We start from the raw sequence: 26,692 nt of genomic DNA on the forward strand, positions 1-26,692 counted from the left end.
AGTCACCGCAAGCGACGGTCATACCCGGCTGGGTCACGCCTTCTTCCGGGCCAACAATGTGGATCACGCCCTGTTCGCAGGTCTTGGGGCCAAAGAACTTGATGCCGTTGGATTCGGTGTTCTTTTCGATATGGGAGAACATTTCTTCGGAAATGCCGTCCTGGAGGGGGCGGTTACGTTCCGGGAAAGTGGTGGGAATAATGTGGTCAACGGTAGCGAAGGTGCGTTCGGGGAACAGCACCTTGGTGCCTTCTTCACGAAGGGAAGCGAAAGCCTGGGGGCTGGTCACTTCGTGGCAGAGGTGGAGACCGATGAAAAGCTGGCACTGGCCGCTGGGAAGCTTAGCAACAGTGTGGCTTTCGAAAATTTTCTGGTATAATGATTTTCCCATAGTGTGTCTCGTTTGTTTGCGAGTCCGCCCAAGGCAGGCTCATTAAAAAATTTGCCGTTCAAATATAACAATTTCAAAATGTGACGCGGGTCATATTGTGCGTTTAAGGTGTTGTGTGCGGTACATCATATTGCTTACAAATGTGTACAGTAAATGGTTGAAAAAGGGGGAAAACCTTTATATTATGTATGTATATTGGCTAAAAAACAAGGAAAAATCATGAAGTATTCCCATATCCTTTTGGCTACAATGGTCTCCTCCTTCGGACTGATGGCTTGTGGTGACGACAAGCCGTCCAATCCGGACAATGGTGATAACCTTGGCTCCATCAGCAGCTCCTCCGTAATCGGTGGCGGTGATGTTTCCGTCCCGGGACTGAGCTCCAGCGCAATTGCTGTTGAACCCGAAGAAGATATTACCCAGAAGCCTATTTCTGGCGATGAAAAGCAGCCCGATGGCTCTGAATCTGTGAACTCCCTGGCCTTTAACATCAGCGGTGTTGCTGAAGGCCCCTTCAAGAGCGGTGCAAAGGTCAGTGTTGCTTCTGTAAACGCAACTACTATGCTTGAAACTCCGGGCGCAGGCTCCGGTACCGTCAGCAGCAACCTGGGTGCCTATTCCGTTCAGGGAACCCTCACTTCTGCAATTGCAGGCGTTACCGTTAGCGGTAGCTACCTGGACTACACCTACGACGAAGCAAAGACTTCTTCCGGCCTTAAGCTTTTGACCGACCTTCGCGAACGCAAGAAGGCTAACGTCAACGTGCTTACCCATTTGGAATACGACCGCGTCAAGAGCCTCATCACAACATCTGGCCTCAGCTTTACCGCTGCTAAGGTCCGTGCCGAGAAGGAAGTTCTCGCAGCCCTCGGTTTCAAGGCTGACTCCACCTTGTTTGAAGATATTTCCTTCTACGACCAGAGTCTTGCCGCTACGAACCTCTTGGCAATCACCACCATCTTGCTGAACGAACATTCCGCTGCCGAAGTGGAATCCTTCCTTACTGCAATTGCTGCAGACATCGCTCTCGATGGCAAGTGGGATGACGAAGCCCTCCGTGCTTCTTTGGCCGACATGGCTTACAACATGGATATCGGTTACCCGACTTCCGTTCTTACCTCCCTCAACAAGGGTGCCGACATTGAATACTTCAAGGGCCCTGTTGAACGCTTCTGGGCAGCCCAGTATAATCTTGGTAGCTGCTCTCCCGCAAACGAAGGCGATGTGAAGGTCAACGGCAATTCCTACAGTGAAAACCAGGGCATGACCTTTATCTGCCAGGATTCTGCATGGCAGGAAGCTACTCCCGCACAGATCGCCAATATCTATGCAACCACTTTGTTCGGTGCATGTAACGACGCCTTGATCGGAACCATGAAGGAAAGCAACGGTACTACTTATCTCTGTAAGGGTACTGTCTGGAAGGTTGCCGATGCAGACGATATGAAGAGTGCTGAAATCGCCGCCACCAATGGTGCCTGCAACGCTGCAAATATCGGTAAGGTTGCTTCTAGCGGCGGTAGCTATTACATGTGCCTCTCCGGTTCCTGGACTAAGCTCACCGCTACTCCCATTGACTACTCCAAGGGCCGCGCCATGAACAAGAAACTCGGCCGTGGTATGAACTTCGGTAACTCCTGGGATTCCCCGGGCGACGGCGACGGTGCATGGAGCAACCCCATTAGCGATGGCGACTTTGCCGCTGTTGCAAAGCAAGGCTTCAATTCCGTGCGTATTCCGGTCCGTTGGTACACCGGTATGAACAACAAGCTTAGCGGTGTGAAGGCTGACGTTCAGTTGGCTATCAACGCAGGCCTCACTGTGATCGTCAATAGCCATCACAATGAACCGATTTACGAAGCTGCAAAGAATGGTTCCTTGACCACCAAGCTGAACGACTTCAAGAACGAATGGAAGCAGATTGCTCAGACTTTCGACTCCTTCCCGGATGACGCCGTCGTGTTCGAAATCTTCAATGAACCCCACGACATGACCCAGGATCAAGTAAACCAGATCATGACCGCTGGCTACGAAGCAATTCGTTCCGTGTCTAAGGGCAAGACCATCATGTTCGAATCCAATGGCTATGCCAAGTTCGCCATGATTCCGAAGCTGAAGCTCCCGAATGACGGCAACATTATCGTCACTGGCCATTACTACGAACCCTACTCCTTCTCTCATCAGGGTCACGGCTACGACTGTAACGGCAATGCAAACGATGGTATCAGCGCAATGCCGGGCCACTTCGCAAGCTACTTCGAAGACATCGCCAAGGCATACCCGGATATCAACGGCGGCACCGTTCCCATGAACATGGGTGAATTCGGTGTTGCAAACAAGGGTAGCTGCTCCGCTGTTTCCGATACCAAGCGTGATGCATGGACCGACGCTGTCCTTGCCCAGGCTGAAAAGTACGGCATGAGCTGGCATTACTGGTGCTACAAGAACTGCGGTGGCTTCGAAGCTTCCAATGGTAGCAGCTGGTATGGCAACATGCTCAACATCTTCAAGAAGTACATGAAGTAATTCTTTAAGGCAAGAAATTGAAAGGCCGCAGAGACGATCTGCGGTCTTCTTTTATGGGTTGGCGGACTCGTGATGTGTGGGGCTGCCATGCAAAATAAAAAAGGCCTGCGCTTTGGACGCAGGCTTTTTTTCTTTAATTTTTTTTCGAGGATTAGAACTTTTCGATTTCGGTATCGAACTGGTACTTTTCCTTGTAGTAGGAAAGCATGTCGCTGGGACCGGAGAACGATGCTGCACGGACTGCGTCGCGAACGTCAGGATTCTGGCGGGACATTTCGAGAATCTTTTCGTCGATGACCTTGAACATCAAGGTGTTTGCGGCCATGGCAACGTGATTCTGGTTGAAGTTCAGGCCGTAGCGGCGTTCCAGCATCTGGAACAGTTCTGCCTGGCAGTTGGTTTCAGGAGGATTCTTCTTTGCGACAGGCATGTAGCAGTTGTCGATGTATTCCTGCTTGAGTTCTACGATGGTGCTGTCAATTGCGGGAATGCTCTTGCCCGGTTCGTGGCTTGCCAATTCAGATTTCGGGGTGACGATTCCGGAGCATCCGGTGAGAAGGGTTGCGGTCATGGTTGCGAACGCCAAAACACTAAACTTCATTTATTTTTCCTTTTGATTAACCCGTTATTGACCAAATCCCTAATTCCACTACAAAGTTATTTAATTGTTGTTTTCTTGGCGAGATTTAGAACGTAACATTTCGCTTACAAAGCGCTTAAATTAAGTAAAATTTCGCTTTTTTCAGGGTGTTTTGCAACATTACGTGAGGGGGGTCACAACGAAAAAATGTTGTGGGAAAAACAACGCTACGGGCTGCTTGGCTTGAACATGTAGAACCACTGAATCGGGTCTATTACGTTGTACTTAACGTTGCCGATTCTCTTGGTTCCCTTCTTGTCGATGAGGCCTGTAACCACGTGTGCGTGGGGGCCTGTGGTGTGGCCTGTGGTGCCAACAGTTGCAATGGGGTCGCCTGCCATGACTTCCTGGCCGTCGAGGTAAAGAAGCTTGTCGCAGTGCATGAACAAAATGACGTCTTTTTCGCGGACAAGGCCGATGATCACGCCACCCCGTTCGTCGCGGCTAGTCCAGGCCTTTGCAGCAAAGGGGGCGAGGATGCGTGCGCCTTGGCGGCTTGCAAGGTCGATACCGTTGTGCTGACGGTCTACCGCCGTGGCGTTGGCGTGATAGAATTCTGTAAGGTAGCTTACGCTGTCGGAAACGATGGATGTCCAGTATTTCCAGGCGGCACCGATGGAGTCTGCCGCGGTCTTTTCGAAAAAGTCCGGGCGGGAGAACTTGATGATGGTGCCTTCGGGAGGAATGTTGAAGTTTTCCTTTTTCCAGGCGTTTTGTGTGTAGCCGTTTTCTTCCAGGGTGACGTCTACATACTGGCGGATCATGCGCTCGTTGGTGATGAGGGCGTTGAATCGTCCGATGGCGTAACGTGCGATACGTTGTACGCTTTCCTTGCCGTCGAAGGTGTATTCAAAGGACGGAGCCACTGCGATCTTGTCGCGTTCGTGCCTGCGGTCGCGAAGGTTGGAGAGACCGGGGTCCACCTTCGTCACAAAGAAGAAGGGGAGGGCGATGGCGATTATCAGGAACAGCGGGAATGCCTTTCGGAAAACCTTGGAGATTCCGTCGAGAGGATTCTTGGTAAGGATGCCGATCTTGTGGAGGTTCTCCACGATTCTTGCAAACGCCTTGGGATCCTTGCGCCAGTTGCACCTGCGGATTTCCTTGTAGAAGGATTCGCTCCTTGCCACAGCTTTTGCCGCACGCGGAAAGCGTTTCCTGTTAGGAGCCGTGGGCAACAGCCAGAGCACGGGTGCCTTCTGCAGGCTGGGGGCGTCCTGAAGGTAGATGGAGGCGTCTTCCACGCTGTCGCCGTCTACAATCAGTAGGCGCGCGGCAAGCATGATGCGGGACGCTTCCTCTTCTGTAATTTCGGAAGGCAGGATGCCGATAACCTGCGGGGCCACCTTCTTGATGAGCTGCAGGTTGTGGTAGAAGTTTCTGAACTGGTCGTCGTTCTGGGGGAGGGCCTTGCCTCCGGTAATGATCCAGCTGGAATCGGATGCTGCGAACTTGTCGATGGTTTCCTTTTCTAACAAATTATTGAAGAGGAAATCCGTGGTGAATTCTGCATTTCCCTTGAAATGATTCTTGCCGGAAAAGTCCACAATAACAAAACGTGCGCCGACGTTCATCGCCAGCGCAAAGTTTTGCAAGGTCTCCAGAGGAATATCCGATTCGCCGGGGAAGGCGAAAAGGGTTAGACCGCCTTGCTTGAACAAGTAGTCCAGAACCTTTTTCTGCATCTACTCAGCCGCAGTTAGAATTATGCCTTCTGGGTGCCGCGGGGGTAGGTGAAGCCAGAAGGAGGAGCTGCTACGAACTTGTCGATCTGCAGGTAGAGTTCTTCGGCAGATGCGGACGGGTTGAAGTAGATTTCCTGGTTGCGGTTCTGGGTACGGCCCTTGAGGGGTTCGCTACGGCGAGAACGGCTTACGACACCGAGGGGGAGCACTTCCAAAAGCGGAAGCAGGTTGAAATAGCGGAACAAGCTGAAGTTCTTCTGCCAGGTGGAACGTTCTGCCAGGACAGCGAAGGTACCGTCGAAGATAGCCTTGGACTGGAGAAGTTCATCGGAAGTCATGGTGACCAATTCGTGATTGGTGGGGAAGTTGTTCACGAAGTTGACCATGTCGCCCTTGAGATAGTTGGCGTCGCAGAGGAAAACAAATTTCATTTCTATACCCGTTTTTGAGATTTTTTGTTGTTTTTCAAAGATAATTCATTTTTTGGGGCTTGTCAGTGATTTTGGGGGTGTGGAAAGGGGTGGACTGGCCAAAAAACGTAGATTTTGCAAAAAATTTACATTCATTTTTCTTGATGCGCGTAACTCATTGAATATCAACGACTTACGTATTTTAAACGGAAAATTTTGGAAACAAAGTGGCGATTTTTGTAGTAAAAACGCAAGTTTTTGTAAAAATTGTGATTTAAATCATTATATTTGAGCCTATAAAACACGCAGAACCACTAGCGTGCTTTGATGATTTTTTAAAGCAAAAGTGGATAGATGTATTTATGGGAGATCATAAATGAAACGTAAAAATTGGTCTGTAACGGCTCTCCTTGCTTCTGCAGGGTTGCTGGCAACCTGGGGTATCGCCCAGGAATCCGGCGATGTTCCGGCCGTTGAAAACGAAGCTCCGTCCGTCAATGGTATTCCGGGAGAATCCATCGACGAAGGCGGCAAGTTTGCACCGATCAAGCTGGACCAGTACGTGTCTGACGACATGGACAAGCCGGCCCAGTTGAAGTGGTCTGTTTCTGGCAACAAGAAACTCAAGGTGACCATTACTCCGGATCGCATTGCAAAGATTGAAGTTCCCGATCAGTACTGGAACGGTAACGAAGACATTACCTTCGCTGCAACCGACTCCAAGGGCGCTATCGGTTCCGAAACCGTGAACTTCAACGTGGAGTCCGTGAACAATCCGCCGGTGGTGGCTCAGATCCCTGACCAGACCATTGACGAAGGCAAGCAGTTCACCAAGATCCGTCTTGACGACTTTGTTACCGACCCCGATCATCCCAAGAACCAGATGCTCTGGGAATTCGACATCCAACCGGTGGGCAAGGATCAGGCCGAAGGCGACCTGAACGTTGAAATTGACCCGAACCGCGTTGCAACCGTCGTTATCCCCGACACCAACTGGTACGGTACCGCTAAGATCAAGTTCACCGCAACCGATGGTGAATACGCTAGCGATTCCAAGACCGCTCTCTTCACCGTCAAGTCTATCAATGACGCTCCGGTTCTCCAGAAGATCCCCAGCCAGACCATTGAAGAAAAGAACGAATTCGAATCCATCAGCCTCACTGACTTTGTCAGCGACGTTGACGACGATCCGGCAAAGATCAAGTGGACCGTCGAAGGCGGCAAGGACCTGAAGATCGATATCGACAAGTACGGTACCGCAAACATCAAGATTCCGAACGAATTCTGGAACGGTTCCGAAACCTTCACCTTCACAGCTACCGACCCGGCCGGCGCTTCCGTAAGCACCAAGGCTACCTTCACTGTGAAGTCCATCAACGACCCGCCGGAATTTGTACAGGATGTTCCTGAACAGACCATCGACGAAAAGCAGTCCTTCAAGCCCATTGAACTGGACAAGCTGGTCAAGGATCCGGACCACTCTTTCGAACAACTTAAGTGGACCGTTTCCGGCAACAAGGACCTCAAGGTTGTCTTCAGCGGCAAGACCGCCAATATCCAGATTCCGAACAAACTCTGGAACGGTTACGAATCCCTGAAGTTCAAGGTTTGCGACCCGGCTGGCGCATGCGCTGAATCCGAAAATACCTTCACCGTCAACTCTGTGAACGACGTGCCTGCATTCGTGAAGGCAATCCCGAACCAGAACATCGACGAAAAGAAGCAGTTCGCCAAGATCCGTCTCGACGAATTCGTGAAGGATGCCGACCATAAGAATTCCGAACTCTCCTGGGATGCCGAAGTCAAGCACCAGGGCAAGGAACCGGAATCCGGTACCCTCAACGTGAATATCGACGAATCCCACGTGGCTTCCATCGAAATTCCGGATACTTACTGGAACGGTACTGCAGTGGTGACCTTCACCTGTACCGACCCGGATGGCGCTTCCATCAAGCAGGATGTGACTTTGTCTGTAAAGTCCATCAACGACCTCCCGGTATTCACCAAGATTCCTGACCAGGTTATCGAAGAAAAGAACGAACTTTCCTCCATCGTTCTCGACGAATACTTGACCGATGCCGACCACGACATCTCCAAGCTCAAGGTTGAAATTACCGGCAACAAGGATATCAAGGTTAACTTGAACCAGAAGACTCGCGAAGCTTCCTTCAAGACTCCGAGCGAACTCTGGAACGGTTCTGAAACTCTGACCTTTACCGCTACCGACCCGGAAGGTGGCGTTGCCAAGACTCAGATGAAGCTCACCGTGAAGTCCATCAACGATCCTCCCGTTATGAAGGACATCCCGGAACAGACCATCAAGGAAAAGGAACAGTTCAAGACTGTTGAACTGGACAAGTATGTTGAAGACCTGGACCACGATAAGGCTAAGCTGAAGTGGACCGTCACTGGCAACCGCGAACTTAAGGTTTCTATCGATGGTTCCCGTGTTATGAAGATTGTGCCGCCGTCTCCCCAGTGGAACGGTTCCGAAACCCTCACCATCAAGGTGACCGACCCGGAAGGCGCAACCGACGAACGTTCTGTTTCCTACACTGTTGAATCCGTGAACGATGTTCCGGAATTCGTCAAGCAGGTTGCACCGCAGACTATTAAGGAAAAGGCTCAGTTCCAGCCCATCAAGCTGGGTGAAATGGTTCGCGACCTCGACCACAAGCTTAGCGACCTTACCTTCTCTGTTGACGTCAAGTCTACCGTCAAGGGCAAGGAAGCTGGCCTCAATGTTGAAATCGATGCCCAGCAGGTTGCTAAGATCATCATCCCGGATAAGCTCTGGAATGGTGCTGACGAAATCACCTTTACTGTAACTGACCCGGATGGCGCTAAGGCTACCTCTAAGGCTCTCTTCACCGTTCAGTCTGTGAACGATGTCCCGACCCTCAAGAAGATTCCGGACCAGATGATTGATGAAAAGCAGGAATTTGCTTCCGTCAACCTGGCTGAACTCGCTGCTGACGCAGACCACGCCTTCAAGGACTTGAAGTGGACTGTTACCGGCAACAAGGATTTGAAGATTGATATTTCTAAGGATGGCGTTGCTACCATCAAGACCCCGAACAAGCTCTGGAACGGTTCCGAAAAGGTTATCTTCACTGTAACCGACCCGGAAGGCGCAAATGCTAAGTCCGAAGCTGTGTTCACCGTGAAGTCCATTAACGATGCTCCGGTCATGAAGGACATCGCTAACCAGACCATCAAGGAAAAGGGTGAATTCAAGACCATTAGCCTGAATGACTTCGTTTCCGATGAAGACCATGACAAGAAGAACTTGAAGTGGACCGTTTCCGGCAACAAGGAACTCAAGGTTGTTATCGACGCTAACAAGGTCGCTACCATCTCTACTCCCAACAAGTTCTGGAATGGTACCGAATCCATCACCTTCACCGTCACTGACCCGGAAGGTGCTTCTGACAAGCGTACCGTGACCTTCACTGTTGAATCTGTGAACGACCTGCCTGAATTCGTCAAGCCCATCAAGGACCAGACCATCCAGGAAAAGCGCGAATTTGCAATCATCAACCTCAACGACATCGTTAAGGACCCGGATCACAAGGGCGAAGTTCTCTCCTGGTCCTTCGACGTGAAGCCGGCCAAGGGCGCTCCGAAGAACTACACTCCGCAGCTCTCTGTGAAGGTTGACGACCAGCGTATGGCTAAGATCGTTATTCCGGACAAGTACTGGAACGGTGCTGAACAGATCACCTTCAAGGTGGAAGACCCGGATGGTGGCAAGGCTACCTGCACCGCTCTCTTCACTGTTCAGTCTGTGAACGACGCTCCGACCATCGGCCAGATCAAGGAACAGACCATCGAAGAAAAGCAGGAATTTGCTTCCTTCAACTTGGCTGAACTTGTTAAGGATCCGGACCACGCTTTCGACAAGCTCAAGATCGAAGTTACTGGTAACAAGGACCTCAAGGTTAACGTTGCCAAGAACGGCGAAGTTACCGTCAAGACCCCGAACAAGCTCTGGAACGGTTCTGAAAAGCTGACCTTCACCGTCACTGACCCGGAAGGCGCTTCTGCCAAGGCAATGGCTGCATTTACCGTGAAGTCCATCAACGACGTTCCGGTGATGAAGGATATTGCTAACCAGACCATCAAGGAAAAGGGTTCCTTCAAGTCCTTCAACCTGGATGAATTCGTTGAAGACCTTGACCATCCGAAGAACAAGCTGAAGTGGAAGATCGAAGGTGCCAAGGAACTCAAGGTTGCCATGGACGCTAGCCACAATGTTTCCATTTCTCAGCCGAACCAGTTCTGGCATGGTTCCGAAACTATCAAGTTCACCGTTACCGACCCGGAAGGTGCTTCTGATAGCCGTTCTGTGACCTTCACTGTTGAATCTGTGAACGACGCTCCTGTATTCGTACGCGAAATCAAGGAACAGTCCATCGACGAAAAGAAGGAATTCGCAAAGATCAAGCTTGATGACCTGGTCAATGACCCGGACCACAAGAAGTCTGATCTCTCCTGGACCTTCGATGTGAAGCCTGTAAAGGTTGGTGCTGCTGCTCCGGCTAAGGGCAAGAAGGCTGCAAAGGCTGAAGAAGCTCCGGCTGGCGAAACTCTCGCTGTCAAGGTTGAAAAGGGTGAAGGTGGCGCACGTATCGCTGTCATCGCAATCCCCAACAAGTACTGGAACGGTGCTGCAGACATTACCTTCACCGTGTCTGACGTGGAAGGCGCAACTGCAAAGAAGACTGTCCGCTACGAAGTTCGTTCTGTGAACGACGCTCCGAAGATTTCCGACAAGGCTCCGAAGGGTGAAACCATCCGCGAAGGTGGCCGCTTCAAGACTATCGACCTCACTTCTCTTGCTTCCGACCCGGACCACAAGACTTCCCAGCTGAAGTGGAGTGTCTCTGGCAACAAGCAGCTGAAGGTTGACCTCCGCAAGGACAACACTGTAATTGTCTCCGTTCCCAACGACCAGTGGAACGGTAAGGAACTCATTACCTTCACCGTCACCGACCCGGAAGGCGCTACTGCAAACCACAAGATGATGTTCGAAGTGACCCGCGTGAACGACGCTCCGGTCCTCGTGAAGAAGATTCCTGACCAGAAGATCAAGGAAAAGGAACTCTTCAAGCAGATCAAGCTCGACGAATTCGTTAAGGATCCGGATAACAAGCCCAGCGAACTCACCTGGACTGTTACTGGCAACAAGAAGCTGAAGGCTGAAATCTCTCCGAGCCACGTGCTCACCGTTTCCGCTCCGGATAAGTACTTCTGGTGCGCTCCGGAATCCATGGTTCTCATGGTGAAGGACCCGGAAGGTCTCGCAACTTCTCAGATCGTTACCTTCGAAATCACTTCCGTGAACGACGCTCCGCTGATGAAGGATATTCCGGACCAGCGCATCAAGGAAAAGGGTCAGTTCAAGGAAATCGACCTGAACAAGTTCGTGAAGGACCCGGACCACAAGCTTGAAGAACTCTCTTGGGATATCAAGGTTGAAAAGGTCGCTGCTGCTGCTCCTGCTCCGGCCCCGAAGAAGGCTGCTAAGAAGCCTGCCAAGGGCAAGAAGGGTGCCAAGGCTGAACCTGCCGAAGAACCGGCACCGGAACCTGCTGACGAATTCCAGGTGGAAGTGGATAGCAAGAACATTGCTCGCATCAAGCTCCCGAACAAGTACTGGAATGGCGAACGTAAGGTTACCTTCGCTGTGAAGGATCCGGAAGGTGCTGGCAACTCCAGAAGCGCAGTGTTCACTGTTGAATCTGTGAACGACGCTCCGGAATTCAAGCCTGTTCCTATCCAGTCTATCGAAGAAAAGAAGCAGTTTGCTCCTATCGATCTCGCTAAGTTCGTCTCTGATCCGGACCACAAGTTCGAACAGCTCAAGTTCGAAGTTTCCGCTGGCCGCGCTCTCAAGGCTACCATCAATGCCAAGAAGCAGTTGATCGTTACCACTCCGGACAAGTTCTGGTTCGGTACCGAAAAGATCAAGGTCGACGTTTATGACCCGGAAGAAGCTAAGGCTTCTCAGCAGATTACCTTCGAAGTGACCCCGGTTAACGATGCTCCTGTCATCGGTAAGATCGCTGGTCAGAAGATCAAGGAAAAGGAAAAGTTCCAGGTTGTTGACCTGTCCAAGGCTGCAACTGACCCGGATAACAAGCCCAATGAACTCAAGTGGACTGTTACTGGCAATAAGGAACTGAAGGTTGATATCAAGGGCTCTCGTGCCCAGATCCTCACTCCGAACCCCAACTGGTTCGGTAAGGAAACCTTGACCTTCACCGTTAAGGATATCGCTGGTGCATCTGCATCCACCAACGCTACCTTCGAAGTTACTCCGGTGAACGACGCTCCGACCCTCAAGCCGGTACAGCCCTTCGTTATCGAAGAAAAGAAGACCTTTGCTCCGGTTGACTTCTCCAAGTTCGTAAGCGACCCGGATAACAAGCTGGAAGAACTCGTTTGGACTCTGGACAACGAAACTCCGGCTTCCAAGGCTTCTAAGAACGCTCCTGCGAAGAAGGGTAAGAAGGGCAAGGCTGCTCCTGCTGCCGGCCCGGCTGTAAAGCATGAACTCCGCTTCGACATCAACGAAAAGGGTGTTCTCACTGTTGAAATTCCGGACAAGTACTGGAACGGTTCCGAAACTGTTACCGTGAATGTATTCGACCCGGCTGGTGAAAAGGCTTCTGTTGATGTGAAGTTCACCGTCAAGGCTGTCAATGACCGCCCGATTGTGAAGGAAATTCCTGGCCAGGAAACTTTGGAAGGCAAGTCCTTCAAGGCTATCAAGCTTGACCAGTATGTCACTGACCCGGATAACAAGCCGCATGAAATCAAGTGGAAGGTCACTGGCGCTAAGTTCCTCGCTGTTGAAATCAATAGCGGCCGTGAAGCTGTAATTCGTCCGAAGAAGGCTGACTGGTTCGGCGAAGAAACTCTCGTCTTCACCGCTTCTGACCCGGCTGGTGCAATGGACAAGTCCATGGCTAAGTTCGTTGTCAAGCACGTGAACGCAGCTCCGATCATGCGCGACATTCCGGACTACACCATTAAGGAAGATGACAAGGGTGGCGTTATCGCTGCTATCAAGCTCGACCAGTATGCACGTGATAAGGACCATCGCTTCGACGAATTGAAGTGGACCTTCACTGGCAACAAGTACCTCGTTGTCAAGCACGACAAGGCCAAGAAGATGGCTTACGTTATGCAGCCGCACGAAAACTGGAACGGCAAGCCGGAACGTATCACCTTCACCGTGACCGACCCGGATGGCGCTTCTGCTAACAAGTCCGCTCTCTTCACTGTGATCGCTGTGAACGACGCTCCGACCGCTAAGTCTCAGACCTACATGACCCAGGAAGGCGAAACCCTCAAGGTTCCGGCATCTGAAGGTCTCATGTCCGGTGTGAACGATCCGGATGGCGAAAAGCCGGTATCCGTACAGCTGGTCCAGAAGCCGCGCAACGGTAAGATGACCCTGAACGAAAAGGATGGTTCCTTCACTTACCAGCCGAACAAGGGCTTCTCTGGTCTCGATGAATTCACCTTCAAGGTGAAGGATCCGGGTGGACTCTACTCTCAGGTGACTACCGCCGAAATCAACGTGTCCTTCAAGATGAATGACCTCCGTGGTGGCAAGAAGCCTGAAGCAAAGAAGGAAGAACCCAAGAAGGAAGAACCTAAGGCTTCCGGCAAGAAGGGCAAGAAGAAGCGTTAATCCGCCTCGAACCCTCTAAGGTTTAGTCCAATAAAGCCTCGCGATGCAAAAGTCGCGGGGCTTTTTTTATGAGTGTTGAGAATTACGCAAGGGATTCTCCGGATTGTCAAAGAAATGTGAATCCAGCGATAGGCGAAACATATATTTTATGTCTAGGTGTTTGGGAACATTTTGTGTTCCCTGTATTTGGATTATCATGGGATTACTTATGAAAAATGGATTTTTGGGACTCTCTCTGATTCCTTTGTTGGCGGTTTCTTCCTTTGCCGTGGACAGCGCTTCTGATTTTAACTGGAGTAGCGTAAGCATGGGTGGTGGAGGATTTGTTTCTGCCATTGTGGCATCTCCTCTAGAAAAGGGCCTGTTCTACGCTCGCACTGACGTTGGCGGAGCCTACCGCTGGGACGAAACCAGTGCCCGTTGGGTATCCCTCATGGACTGGGTGGATATTACGGAACGTGGCCTCCTGGGTGTGGAGGCCATTGCGGTGGATCCCAAGGAAGAAGGGGTGGTTTACATGATGACCGGTACCAGTTACTGGAATAATGGTAGAACCGCATTCCTCCGCAGTAAGGATCATGGTAATTCCTGGGATATTCTTTATACTTGGGATGTGGACGGAACCAAGGGCGTTAAGGTAGAGCGCTTCGGTGCTCATGGTAATGGCATGGGCCGCGGTAACGGCGAGGCTCTAGCTATCGACCCCAATGATTCCAAAATCATGTTCTACGGCTCCAAGAATAAGGGCTTGTGGAAGTCTGAGGATAACGGAACCAGCTGGAGCCATGTGGATGCCTGGACGAAAGCCGCTGGATCCGACACAACCTGGAATGGTTCCGGCTTTAGCTTTGTGCAGTATGCGCCTGGCAGCTCCAAGAATATTTATGCGGGTTTCTTGCGTGAAGGAACCGCAAAGAACAAAACCTTTGAAAACGTTTTTAAGTCGGAAGACGGTGGTGAGACCTGGAAGGCTTTGCCTATCCCCGACGAATTGCGCACTACCGCTGGTGGCGGCGTTGTTCGCTTGATGCCCCAGCGAGCTGTAATAACCAACGACGGAAGCGCCATGGTGGTGACTTTTGCCGATGGTGCCGGCCCTCATTCCATGGGCTGGGACGAAGGCTGGGGACCTATCTGGGACGGCTTTGGTCGTGGAGCTGTGCTGAAGTGCGATTTGAAAACCAGTACGTGGACCGATGTCTCTCCCGAAGATAATCTGGACGGAAAGGGCGAAGAGAAGTACGACATGACGGATTACTCCAAGACCGACGAGTACGAGTATATTGCCCCCTATGGTGGCATTACCATCAATCCTAATGACGATAAGGAAATGGTGGTGACCACAGAAGGCTATAACGGTCCCCAGTTCTGGTACAAGAAGGGGGAAGATGGTAAGGATGTCTGGAGCGACCGCTGGGGTTCCAATATTTTCCATACTACAGATGGCGGTGAATCCTGGGTGGCTTCTTTCCGTTATTACTGGATGGAAGGCGGCGTGTTCCCCACGACACAGCAGATGGACGCCAATGGCATTGGCTGGATGCATGACGGTTCCATTCATTGGGCTGGTAGCGTTGCCATGGATCCCTTTGACCATAACCGCGTGTTTGTGACTTCCGGTAACGGTATCTTCCGTACAGATAACTTGAATGACTATACCATCAAGAAGGCGGAAAATTCCTGGTCTTCCGATGAGATTACCATGAACCAGGTTTGGCATTTCAGTGCCCACGGCGTGGAAGAAACGGTGCCCTTCGAAGTGGTAAGTATTCCCGGCGGTCCCATGATTTCCGTCATCGGTGACTACGATGGTTTCCGTCACGAGGATATTTCCAAGTTCCCGCAGTACCGCCACATGACTGATGTTAGTGGCACTCCAGTCCCGCTGGGAACGACCCAGGGCCTGGCCTATGCGGCAAAGTCCGGCAAGTTGGTGAAGGTTGCTAATGCCCGTAAGTACGAGGGTAAATACAGTGATGTGCCTATTGAACCGTTGCAGTTCTCTAGCGACTCTGGCCGTACATGGACTGTAGGCACCTACTGCAAACTTGATGAAAAAATTGCGAACGGTACTGCCGCCATTTCTACGGATGGGGACGTTGCACTGTTCGTTCCTATGGAAGGTAGTACTAGCGTTTACCGTTACAGCAACGCTGCCTATACGGAGGTTTCTGGTATTGATAATAGTTCTTTCGTTGTGGGTGATCCTGAAAATGCGGATGTATTCTATGCTTACAACAAGACGGAAGGCAAGTTCTACAAGAGTTCCGACAAGGGGGCGTCCTTTGCAGCTGTTGGCACTCCGGGCAAGAGCGCCTTCAAGAAGTTCCGTGCCATTCCTGGCTTTGAAGGAGACCTGTGGCTACCTATTGCAGAACAGGATCCTGCAACGGGTCTAGGCGTAGGCGGCAGTCTGCAGCACTCCACCGATGGAGGCAAAACCTGGACTGCGGTGAAGGGCGTTGGCTATTGCGAGGCCGTCGGCTTCGGCGCACCCAAGACCAAGGGCGGCTATCCTGCGATTTATGTATTCGCCAAGGTGGGCGAGGTCACGGGCGTGTTTGGTTCTGACGACAAGGGCGAAACCTGGACCAGGGTCAACGATGACGGCCACGAATTTGGCGGTCTTGCCAATGGCGAATTCGTTATGGGTGATATGAATACTTATGGAGTGGTGTACATGAGTACTGCTGGTCGCGGCATCGCAGTTCGTGCCCCGGAATCCTTTGGTATGGGCTCCTCCAACTCCAACGGAACTTCCAGTATTGCAAAAACTTCTGTGAAGCCTGCTAGCGCAAGCGTTACCTATGTTCATGGTAATCTCGAACTTACTGTGAAAAATTCTGCAGCGCGCCTTGCCGTTTATGATATGCAAGGAAAGCTGTTGGTTAACAAGGTTTACAGCCACAGTGCATCGATTCCGCTGAAAGAACTGGTAAGTGCTAAGGGGAACTACTTTGTCCGTATCGATGACGGCCGCAAGATTCTCTTTGCGAATAGAATCATTATTGCAAAATAATGAACCCCTCTTAATTCAGCAGGCTATATAAAAAAAACGACCGGTATTGACCGGCCGTTTTTGCGAGAGCAAAGTCTTACGAGATGTGATTTATTTGCGCTTAGACTTTGCGGACTTAGATTCGTACCATTCATCGAAGGTGATAGAACGGTCGAGGACTCCATCCGGGGTCAGTTCAAGAACGCGGTTTGCGACGGTCTGTGCAAATTCGTGGTCCTGAGTACAGAAGATGATCGGACCCTGGAATGCGGTCAAGCCGTTGTTCAGGGCGGTAATGGCTTCCAAGTCAAGGTGAGCGGTAGGTTCGTCCAACAGCAAGCAGTTTGCGTTGGAAAGCATCATCTTGGAGAGCATGCAGCGGACCTTTTCACCACCGGAAAGAACGTTACAGCACTTCAGGGCTTCTTCGCCGGTGAAGAGCATACGACCAAGGAAACCGCGGATGAAGGTTTCATCCTGTTCCTTGCTGTACTGACGGAGCCAGTCAACCAGGGAAAGATCGCTCTGGAAGTAGGCGTCGTTGTTCTTGGGGAAGTAGTTCTGGGTAATGGTGTTGCCCCACTTGACCACGCCTTCAGCGGTAGGAATTTCTCCTGCGATCATCTGGAAGAATGCGGTCTTTAGGTTACCGTATTCACCAACGAGGGCAACCTTGTCGCCATTGTTCAGGTTGAAGTTGAGGCCCTTGCAGACGATGCCGTCGCCGCCGTCGATGTCCATGTTCTTGACTTCAAGAACGATCTTACCCGGTTCGCGGTCCATCTTGAAGTTGACCCAGGGGAACTTACGGCTGGAGGCCGGCATTTCTTCCACGGTCATCTTGTCCAGGAGCTTCTTACGGGAGGTGGCCTGCTTAGCCTTTGCTGCGTTGGAAGCGAAGCGGCGGATAAAGGCCTTCAATTCTTCGATCTTTTCTTCGGCACGACGGTTCTGGTCCTTACGCTGCTTCTGGGCGAGCTGGCTAGCTGCATACCAGAATTCGTAGTTACCACCGTAGATGTTGATCTTGCCGTAGTCGATATCGCAAGTGTGGGTACAGACGGTGTTGAGGAAGTGACGGTCATGGCTCACCACGATCACCACGTTTTCAAAACGTTCCAGGTAGTCTTCCAGCCAGGCGACGGTATCCAGGTCCAAGTGGTTGGTCGGTTCGTCAAGCAGCAAGATGTCCGGGTTGCCAAACAGGGCCTGTGCCAAGAGCACGCGGATCTTCTGGTTGCCATCCAGGTCTGCCATGAGGCTGTAGTGGAATTCTTCAGGAATGCCAAGACCCTTCAAGAGGACTGCAGCGCTGGAGTCGGCTTCGTAACCGCCGATTTCACCAAAACGTTCTTCCACCTTGATGGCTTCTTCGCCCTGGGCGTCGGTCATTTCGGGGAGTGCGTAGAGTTCTTCGCGCTTCTTGCCCAGTTCGTAAAGTTCCGGGTAACCCATCATGACTGTTTCGAGAACAGTGTTCTGTTCGTAGGCGAAGTGGTCCTGCTTAAGGACGGCGATACGTTCGCCCGGGTTCTTGGTGACTTCACCGGTATTGGGTTCAAGTTCACCGCTCAAAATCTTGAGGAAGGTAGATTTGCCGGCACCGTTGGCACCGATAACACCATAGCAGTTGCCGGGCTTGAAGGAAAGGTTCACTTCCTTGAAAAGCACGCGGCTGCCATATTGAAGACTTACATTAGATACATTCAGCATTTTTTATAAAACCTTAGTGCTGGTTTGCCTTTTCCAATTCGCGGGCGTTGATGATGAGCATCTGCAAACGGTTTTCGATGTTTGCAAAGCTGGTATCCGGATCGTAGTCCAGAGACAGCACCTGGATATGGGGGCAACGTTCCTTCACAGCCTTGGTCAAGCCACGGCCAGAAATATGGTTGGCCAAGCAAGCGAAGGGCTGGAGGATGATATGGCTATTGATTCCGTGCTGGGAGTTGTACAGGATTTCACCCGGGATCAGCCAGCCTTCGCCAGTGTTGTAGGACGGGTCGATAATGTCGCCCACCATGTTCACCAGTTCATAGCAGTCTGCGTGGTGTTCGTACAGCTTGAAGTGTTCTTCCATTTCCCTACGAGCAACGTTGATAGCATGGGTGTAAACCTTAGCGGTTGCACCACCGATAACGCGGTCTTCGATGGGGTTAGCGGAGAAACCACGACGAATCTTTTCGGCACGGACAACTTCGTCCACGCGGAAGAAGTCGGTCATACCCGGCAGGTAGACTTCCATGCCGTTGTTCATCAGGTATTCTTCGATGTAGCCGTTTGCGCTGGGGTGGTAGTTCATGAGAATTTCACCAAGCACAGCGACGCGAGGCTTGCGGATACCCTTCTTACGGTCTTCGGTAATTTCGACAGTGTTGAAGGCTTCAATAGCATCGCGGAACAGGTTAATCACGGCGGTGGGCTTTGCCAGTTCAATCTTGGAGAGAACTGCAACGCGCTCCATGATTCGCGGCATCCATTCGTCATAAACCTTCTGGGTGTCGCCCTTGTTCACTTCGTACGGTCGCAGGGCGCGGTACATGGTTTCAAGGCCGTCCATGGTCACAAGGCCCCACAGCATGTGGAGACGGAAGTCCAAGCCCAGGATGAAGCCCGGGTGCATGTTCTTGTTGTCGGAACCAGTGGTGATGATGGAAACGTTGGGGTAGCCTGCTTCGTCCAAAGCCTTACGGGCGAGAACGGCGTACTGCACTGCACGGCAGTTTTCGCAGTTCTTTGCAAGACCGATGGAAATTTCTTCTTGCTTTGCTTCGGGGTGCTGTTCCAGCCACAGGAGGTTTTCACCGATGTTCACCTGGCAGGGGAAGCAGATATCGTTATGGACGAACTTCTTGCCCAGTTCGATAGCGCGCTTGTCTGCAACGGGAAGCGGAGAAGCCTTGTAGCCCTTGGCGCGCATGTAAGCGGCTGCGAGCACGCTGAATGCGGGGGAGAGGTTCGGCACCAGGATGGTGCGCTTTGCCTTGTCTTCCTTAAGGAACGGAGTGGTAAAGAGCGGTTCGTTGGATTCCGGCTTTTCGGGCAGGTTGGCTGCACGACGTGCCTTCACGGTTTCGATGAAGCTCTTGATACGGATGCCCACCGGACCACGTGCGTCACCTTCGTCCAACTTGAGCATCAGCATTTCCTTGTTGGAATCGCGGTGCATCATACGCATCATTTCGTCGGTCAAGATGGAGTCATGGCCGCAACCGAAGCTCACAATCTGGGCGAGTTCGATGTTGGGGTCCTTGGCTGCAATCATGGTGGCGCCAATCATGCGAAGGTGGAAGGTATTCTTGATTTCAATACGAGTGGAGCTCGGAACATCCTGGTCGTAAACGCCCGGGAGAGATTCTGTGGTAAGCACCGGAATGCCCATGGCGGTAAAGTGGCTTGCGATGTTGTGGTTGATCAGCGGGTCAACGTGATACGGACGACCTGCAATCACCACGGCGAAGCTGTTCTTTGCACGGACATCGTCCAGGATCTTCTGGCCTTCTTCCAGCAAAGTGGTGCGGTAGTTGTTGAGGGCCTTTTCGCCTTCGTCAACAGCCTTGTTGATGAGCTTCTTGTCGAGACCCCAGTTCTGGCTGAACCAGTCGATGGTCTGGGAACGACGGAGCTTTGCATTGAACCAGTGGAACACGGGCTGATCCATGGGTACGCCGTAGTTGCGTTCCGGATCGTCGGTGTTCTTACAAACGTTGGGGTAACCCTGGACCACCGGGCAAACGGCGGTAGCGTTAAACTTGGTGTGGTCACTGGGAACGGCAACCATCATGGGGAAGAAGATGCGGTCCACCTTCTTGTCGATGAGGCTGAGCACATGGCCATGGACAAGCTTTGCTGGGAAGCAGACGGTGTCAGAGGGCACGCTGTGGAGGCCGGCTTCGAACATCTTGTAGTCGGAGCTGCGGCTGACGACAACAGTGTAACCGAGGCTGGTGAAGAATGCTTTCCAGAAGGGGAGGCTGGCCCAGAATTCGAGAGCGCGAGGAATACCGATGGTCTTCGGAGTACCGTCTGCGTTCTTCAGCGGTTCCACCAACTTGGCCGGAGCGTAGTCCTTGACCAGGAGCTGGTTGGTGCGCTTGATCATGTCGGGCACAGACATCATCTTCTTGTTGATTTCTGCAATGAGTGCCTTGGTCTTCGGATCGTTGGGGTCGGCGGTGACTTCACCACGTTCGCAACGGTTACCGGTGACGAAGCTCTGGCCGTCGCTAAAGGTAACGATGGTACGAGAGCAATGGTTGGTGCAGTACTGGCAGAGCTGACCCGGCTGGTTGTGCCAGCTGAAGGTCTTCATGGCTTCGAGGCCGATGAAGCTGGACTTCAGTTCCGGATTGGTCTTGCGCTTTTCTTCCATGAACTTCTTGGTGAGAAGAGCGATACCGATTGCGCCCATTTCACCCGGACGTTCCGGACGGATGGGCTTGAGGCCAGTGTACTGTTCAAAGGCGCGGAGCACAGCGTTGTTCTTGAAGGTACCGCCCTGCACAACCACCTTCTTACCGAGTGTGTTAAGGTTACGGATACGGATCACCTTGGTGAACACGTTGTTAATGATAGAACGGCAGATACCTGCGATAATATCTTCGGGCTGTTTACCATCACGCTGTTCGGTGATGATGGAACTGTTCATGAACACGGTGCAGCGGGAACCCAACTGAGAGGGGCTCTTGGCGTTGAATGCCATTTCTGCAATCTTTTCCATGGGGATGCCCAGGGAACGTGCGTAGGTTTCAATGAACGAACCGCAACCGGAGGAGCAGGCTTCGTTAAGAATAATACCGGTAACCACGCCGTCCTGGACGGAGATTGCCTTCATGTCCTGGCCACCGATGTCCAAGATGAAGGACACGTCCGGGCAGAGGCGCTGGGCAGCGTTTGCGTGGGCAACGGTTTCAACAGTGTGGTAGTCGGCGTGGACAGCCTTAGCGAAGAGCTGTTCACCATAACCGGTGGTACCCACACCCAGAATGTTCAGCTTGCAGCCGTATTCTTCGTAGCGGTCGATGAGTTCGTTCATGGCGCGCTTGAGCACGGCCAGCGGTTCACCGTCGTTACTTGCGTAGAAGCCGTCTACGATGTTGTCCTGTTCGTCCATGAGAACGAACTTGGTGGTGGTGGAACCTGCGTCGATACCGAGATAGACGTTGAGTTCGCTACCGGAGGCGGGCTGCGGGTAGTGGTTGCTTGCCATCTTGTGGTCTGCAAGGAACTGCTGGTATTCAGCGTCGTTCTTGAAGAACAGGTCGGCGGCAGCCTTGGCCTTGTGTTCGGCCTGGCGGACTTCGTTAAAGTGAACCAAGGCGTCCAGAGAGCCTTCTTCGCGGTAGAAGCATTCCTGGTCGGCAAACATAGAGCCGAGGGAAAGGGCTGCACCCATAGCTACGAGAACTTCAGAATGTTCAGGAACGATGGCCTGTTCGTCACTAATGCCGAGTCGTTCCTTAAAGGCGCGCACGAGTGTGGGGTTGAAGGTCAGCGGGCCACCTTCGAAAATGACCGGCGGCTTGATTTCCATACCCTGGGCAAGACCACCGATGGTCTGCTTGGCGATGGCGTGGAAGCTGGAAAGTGCGATATCTTCCTTGGCGATACCGTTGTTCAGCATGGGCTGAATGTCGGTCTTGGCGAACACGCCACAGCGTCCGGAGATTTCGTAGACCTTCTGGCCGCGCTTTGCGTAACCTTCGAAGGCTTCGGTCTTGATGCGGAGGAGTTCTGCCACCTGGTCAATGAAAGCACCAGTACCGCCGGCGCAGACACCGTTCATACGCATGTCGCTGGCGATAAGCTTTCCGGTTGTGGGATCCTTTTCGAAGAACACCACCTTGGCGTCCTGGCCACCCAGTTCAATGGCTACTCGAGTGTCGGGGAAGGTTGCGCGAACGGCGAGAGCGTTGGCAACCACTTCCTGCACGAAAAATGCGTGGGTAGCTTCCGCGAAAGGCTGACCGCCACTACCGCAGAATGCGACTCTAAAATTCTTGCCCGGGAAAAGGCCGTGTGCTTCACGGAGCACTTCGTGGACCTTCTGGGCCTGCATAGCGTTGTGACGCTGATACGTGTAGTGCAAAAGCTTGGAGGTTTCCGGTTCGACGACGGCAATCTTCACAGTGGTAGAGCCAACGTCAACACCAACCCATAAATCATTTGTAGAAATACTCATAGTGGGTGCAAAGATAGCAAATGAGACGAGAGACGAGAGACGAGAGACGAGAGAAACGCGGATTCTTCTTATATTTTAGGCCATGAATTATCTTGCTCTTGACTATGGCGAACACCGCGTCGGTGTCGCCTTTGCCGATTCTGAACTGAAATTCGCCTTTGCACGCGAGACCATCGACCAGAAAATCACGAACCTCTGGGTGCGTCTTGATGAACTTGTGAAGGTGAACAAGGTGGACGCCTTCGTGGTAGGAATGCCCTATCATCCCGATGGCCGCGCCAACGGCAAGAACGTGGTGGTGGAGAAGTTTATTTTGGATCTCAAGGAACGTTTCCCGGGCCTTCCCGTTTACACCCAGGACGAATCCTATTCAAGTGTGCAGGCACAGGCCTGTACATCCCATTTCAGCAAGAAGAAAAAGCAGAAGAACAAGGCTGTGATCGATCAGCTGGCTGCCCAGATTATCTTGCAAAGATGGCTGGATGAACAGGGATAATTAGCCCTGGGCGAAACGGCTCAAGAAGGCGCTCAAACGTTCGTTTCCGGACTGGTTGAAAACGAAATCGGGGGAGCCCTGTTCCACGATGACACCTTGGTCCATGAAGATTACTTTGTTTGCGACGTCGCGGGCGAATGCCATTTCGTGGGTCACGATTACCATGGTCATTTTCTGGTCGGCGAGGCCCTTGATAATCTTCAGCACTTCCCCGGTAAGTTCCGGGTCCAAGGCGCTGGTAGGCTCGTCGAAGAAGAGGATCTTGGGCTTCATGGCGAGGGCGCGGGCGATGGATACGCGCTGCTGCTGGCCGCCTGAAAGTTCGCAGGGGTATGCCTTTTCCTTGGAGGCAAGGCCCATCTGTTCCAAAAGTTCGCGGCCACGTTTACGGGCTTCTTCACGGTCCATTCCCAGCACTCGGATGGGGGCGATGGTCAGGTTCTGCAACACCGTCAAATGGGGGAAGAGGTTGAAGTTCTGGAAAACAAGGCCTGTGGAAAGACGGATTTCGCGGAGCACGCTTGCGGGGGCGTACTTGGCCATGCCCTTCTTGTCGACGCCTACAATCATGTCCTTGCCGTTGACGCAAACTGTGCCTGCGTCCATGGTTTCCAGCTGGGTAATGCAGCGCAGAAGCGTAGACTTGCCGGAGCCGGAGGGGCCGATAATGGACAGGACTTCGCCTTCTTCCAGGTCGAAGGAAATATCCTTAAGAACGTGATTTTCACCGAAGGATTTCTTCAAATGTTCAACTTTCAAAACTGCGTTCATACTCACCTTTAACCTTTTATCCTAGATTCTTCACTTCGTTCAGAATGACACCGAGACGTATTTCAGAATGACACCGAGACGTATCACTTATAATAGTTCAGCTTCTTTTCCACGTAGGCGAAAAGGCAGCTGAGCAGAAGGTTTGCGAGGTAGTAGAATACACCTGCCACGAACAGCGGATAAATGCTGGCGTAGGCGGCCTGCTGCTTTTTGGCCAGGGAGAACAGTTCCGTTACGGCGATTACCTGGGCAAGGGAAGTGTCCTTCACCAGGGTAATGACTTCGTTTGCGCTGGCAGGAACCACCTGCTTGATCACCTGGGGTAAAATGATGCGGAAGAATGTCTGGCCTTTAGTCAAGCCCAGCATGTTTGCAGCCTCGTACTGCCCCCTGGGAATGGCCTGGATGCCGCCGCGGAAAATTTCTGCGAAGTAGGCGGCGTAGTTGATGCTGAACGCTGCCACCACCGCCGGGAAACGGTCGAAGGAAAAACCAATGCCGGAATACTCGCTCAGGTAGTAGCTACCGAAGTAGATGGCTACAATCTGGAGCAGCAGGGGAGTCCCGCGCATCACGGAGATGTAGAAACTCACCGGATAGCGGATAATGCGGAACTTGCTCATCTTCAGGACTGCCACCAGCAGGCCCAGGGGGATGGAGAAAAGCAGGGTCAACCCGAAGATGGCCATTGTGGTGCAAAAGCCACCCCAGAGAATCGGAAGAAGAGTAGTTAAATCAGACATACAAAATTATTTGCCGAACCACTTGGAGGAGATTTCAGCGAACTTGCCGTCGGCCTGCATGGCCTTGATGGTTTCGGTCACGGCGTCGCGGAGAGCCTGGTCCTTCTTGCGGAAACCGATGGCGTATTCTTCGTCGCTGAGGCCTTCTTCAAGAACCACGTAGTCCTTGGAGTTCTGGACAATCCAGTACTTTGCAACGATTTCATCCAGGAACACGGCGTCAACGCCACCCTTTTCCAGGTCCATCAGGGCAGTCTGGTTATCATCGAAAGGTACGATTTCCTTGGCTGCCTTGCCTGCGTCGGAAGCGTCCAGGAGCTTTTGGGCGGTGGAACCATTCTGTACGGCGATCTTCTTTCCTACGAGTGCGGCGAGGTTAGCAAGGGACTTGTCCTTCACGGTGAAGATCATGCGGTTCTTCAGGTAGGCGTCGCTCAGGTTCATGGCGGCAGCACGTTCCGGGTCCACGGAGAGGCCGTTCCAGATGCAGTCAATCTTGCCGGTGTTCAGTTCCTGTTCCTTGGCATCCCAGGAAATGGGCTGGGTCTTGAGCTTAACGCCCAAGCGATTGCAAACTTCGTTAGCCAAGTCGATGTCGAAACCGACGATATTGTTGTCCTTGTCGCGGAAACCCATGGGAGGGAAGGAGTCGTCCAGGCCCAGCACGAATTCGCCGGCGGCCTTCACCTTGTTCAGGGATTCGTCGGCCTTGGAATCACTCTTCTGATCGTTGCAACCCATGAACATGGCGCAGCAGGCGATGGCTGCGATACTTGCGAAAAACTTCTTCATAATAAATCCTTTTTTTTGCGGAAATCCGCCGTGTAACATGAAAAATGTAGTAAAAGAATGATTTTTTCAATATAACTCAAGCGGAGACTGCCTAAAAAAAGAGCTTATCTATCGTCGAACCAATGCCGACATGGACGAGGTCCGGGAGGACATCTTCAAATACATCGAACTATTCTACAATCAATACGAAAAAAAGGGTATATTTAAAACGCCAAATTAATGAATATGGTTTATGAAAAAAACTCTATTAAAAAATCAACAAGTCCATTGTCAAAAATAAAAATCAAAATGAGTAGTTTCGGGGGCACATCAGATGTTTTTTCTTTTGATTCTTTTCTCTTTTGCTGTTGCGATTATTTGTCTACTCGCTTTGAAAGTTTACTCAAACTTACGTTCAAGTATAAAGAATAGCGTTATTCTTTCTGTTTTGACGTTGTTTTTTATACCATTTGTGATGATTTTTTTGACTGCTCCTGAAATTATTAATTCATTAATAGGCTATGGCGAAGATTTGAAAAAAATATTGGGATTCATTGCCTACTATGTTTTTATTTCGATATTGCTGTATCAAAAGAGAGGACGCATAAGAAGTGCTCGAAAAAAATGGAATCCGATGTAATTGGCGAATCATCAAGCTCTCGCGACATGAACTCAGACAATAATTTTAAGTACAATTCCGAGGGCAATCTCATCGAGGACAAATTCTTACAAGGTGAGAGCAGTGAAAAATACATTTGTGTATTTTCATTGCCGAACCGCAGTGAATTGCGCTCTGCGCAAGTCCAAATCCCTGAAAAATTCCTATGATTGGAGTGGAATGCCGGTGGAGTTCAGGATGGAAACGAGATCAGGAAACGTGCTTGAGAATACGCGTAGTTGCAGTAGGGGCGATAGTCTTATGCCGGCCATGGCTTACGACGGCACCGGCAGACGTGTTTCCAAGACCCGTGAGCGCAAGGCATGCCCTCAGGGGAGAGGCCTGTACGCTTAGAAATGATTTCGAGAGGGTTCGTCGTCCATTTCGCGTTTTGGAACCTGTAAATGAACCTTCTCTTAAAATCTAGGTACGACAAATAATGGTGCAGCATCGTACATGTAGGATTTTGTTTCTCCAAAAGTTTGTGCGGCATCGTACATGTAGGATCTATGTTTTCCAAAAGTTTGTGCAGCATCGTACATGTAGGATCTAGTTTTTCCAAAAGTTTGTGCAGCATCGAACATGTAGGATCTAGTTTTTCCAAAAGTTTGTGCAGCATCGTACATGTAGGATCTATGTTTTCCAAAAGTTTGTGCAGCATCGTACATGTAGGATCTAGTTTTTCCAAAAGTTTGTGCAGCATCGTACATGTAGGAT

The 26,692-nt window shown here is 51.5% G+C and carries 16 protein-coding genes; 6 read left to right on the forward strand and 10 right to left on the reverse strand.

Features of this window, described 5'->3' with window-relative positions; genetic code table 11:
- Positions 1 to 391, reverse strand: a 391-nt coding sequence (locus tag MJZ25_14185; protein MCQ2125324.1) for an aconitase family protein, incomplete at its 3' end; no start/stop codon positions are given.
- A gap of 219 nt (positions 392 to 610) precedes the next feature.
- On the opposite strand from MJZ25_14185, the gene MJZ25_14190 reads away from it, so the two are divergent.
- Entirely contained in the window at positions 611 to 2,917 is a 2,307-nt protein-coding gene (locus MJZ25_14190) for a glycoside hydrolase family 5 protein (protein ID MCQ2125325.1), read from the forward strand.
- 151 nt (positions 2,918 to 3,068) lie between these two features.
- Here MJZ25_14190 and MJZ25_14195 read toward each other — a convergent pair whose 3' ends face one another.
- The 3 genes from MJZ25_14195 to MJZ25_14205 form a co-directional block, all read right to left on the reverse strand.
- Entirely contained in the window at positions 3,069 to 3,518 is a 450-nt protein-coding gene (locus MJZ25_14195; GenBank protein ID MCQ2125326.1) for a hypothetical protein, read from the reverse strand.
- Between the two features lie 206 nt (positions 3,519 to 3,724).
- Entirely contained in the window at positions 3,725 to 5,242 is a 1,518-nt protein-coding gene (locus tag MJZ25_14200; protein MCQ2125327.1) for a M23 family metallopeptidase, read from the reverse strand.
- A 20-nt stretch (positions 5,243 to 5,262) separates the two neighbouring features.
- Entirely contained in the window at positions 5,263 to 5,673 is a 411-nt protein-coding gene (locus MJZ25_14205) for a hypothetical protein (protein ID MCQ2125328.1), read from the reverse strand.
- A gap of 355 nt (positions 5,674 to 6,028) precedes the next feature.
- On the opposite strand from MJZ25_14205, the gene MJZ25_14210 reads away from it, so the two are divergent.
- A complete protein-coding gene (locus MJZ25_14210) occupies positions 6,029 to 13,357 on the forward strand; it encodes a tandem-95 repeat protein (protein ID MCQ2125329.1) in 7,329 nt (2,442 codons plus the stop codon).
- Positions 13,358 to 13,565: 208 nt separating this feature from the next.
- Positions 13,566 to 16,376, forward strand: coding sequence for a T9SS type A sorting domain-containing protein (locus MJZ25_14215; GenBank protein ID MCQ2125330.1), 2,811 nt, complete (start codon positions 13,566 to 13,568; stop codon positions 16,374 to 16,376).
- A 90-nt stretch (positions 16,377 to 16,466) separates the two neighbouring features.
- Here the strand turns inward: MJZ25_14215 and MJZ25_14220 are convergent, their stop codons facing one another.
- Entirely contained in the window at positions 16,467 to 18,068 is a 1,602-nt protein-coding gene (locus MJZ25_14220; GenBank protein MCQ2125331.1) for an ATP-binding cassette domain-containing protein, read from the reverse strand.
- Positions 18,069 to 18,081: 13 nt separating this feature from the next.
- Entirely contained in the window at positions 18,082 to 22,536 is a 4,455-nt protein-coding gene (locus MJZ25_14225; protein MCQ2125332.1) for an acyl-CoA dehydratase activase, read from the reverse strand.
- A gap of 82 nt (positions 22,537 to 22,618) precedes the next feature.
- Between MJZ25_14225 and ruvX the strand changes: the two genes are divergently transcribed.
- Entirely contained in the window at positions 22,619 to 23,032 is a 414-nt protein-coding gene (gene ruvX, locus MJZ25_14230; protein ID MCQ2125333.1) for a Holliday junction resolvase RuvX, read from the forward strand.
- Here the strand turns inward: ruvX and MJZ25_14235 are convergent, their stop codons facing one another.
- The 3 genes from MJZ25_14235 to MJZ25_14245 all read right to left on the reverse strand — a co-directional run bounded on the left by MJZ25_14235 (position 23,033) and on the right by MJZ25_14245 (position 25,338).
- Positions 23,033 to 23,803, reverse strand: coding sequence for an amino acid ABC transporter ATP-binding protein (locus MJZ25_14235; GenBank protein ID MCQ2125334.1), 771 nt, complete (start codon positions 23,801 to 23,803; stop codon positions 23,033 to 23,035). It abuts the gene before it with no gap.
- An 83-nt stretch (positions 23,804 to 23,886) separates the two neighbouring features.
- Positions 23,887 to 24,546, reverse strand: a complete 660-nt coding sequence (locus MJZ25_14240; protein ID MCQ2125335.1) for an amino acid ABC transporter permease — start codon at positions 24,544 to 24,546, stop codon at positions 23,887 to 23,889.
- Between the two features lie 6 nt (positions 24,547 to 24,552).
- Entirely contained in the window at positions 24,553 to 25,338 is a 786-nt protein-coding gene (locus MJZ25_14245; protein MCQ2125336.1) for an amino acid ABC transporter substrate-binding protein, read from the reverse strand.
- A 313-nt stretch (positions 25,339 to 25,651) separates the two neighbouring features.
- On the opposite strand from MJZ25_14245, the gene MJZ25_14250 reads away from it, so the two are divergent.
- On the forward strand, positions 25,652 to 25,957 hold the full coding sequence (locus tag MJZ25_14250) for a hypothetical protein (protein MCQ2125337.1): 306 nt from the start codon (positions 25,652 to 25,654) through the stop codon (positions 25,955 to 25,957).
- 102 nt (positions 25,958 to 26,059) lie between these two features.
- A complete protein-coding gene (locus tag MJZ25_14255; GenBank protein MCQ2125338.1) occupies positions 26,060 to 26,329 on the forward strand; it encodes a hypothetical protein in 270 nt (89 codons plus the stop codon).
- A 62-nt stretch (positions 26,330 to 26,391) separates the two neighbouring features.
- On the opposite strand, the gene MJZ25_14260 is transcribed toward MJZ25_14255, so the two are convergent.
- A partial coding sequence (locus tag MJZ25_14260; GenBank protein ID MCQ2125339.1) for a hypothetical protein occupies positions 26,392 to 26,692 on the reverse strand: 301 nt, incomplete at its 5' end.

Source organism: Fibrobacter sp., assembly GCA_024399065.1.
Lineage (GTDB): Bacteria > Fibrobacterota > Fibrobacteria > Fibrobacterales > Fibrobacteraceae > Fibrobacter.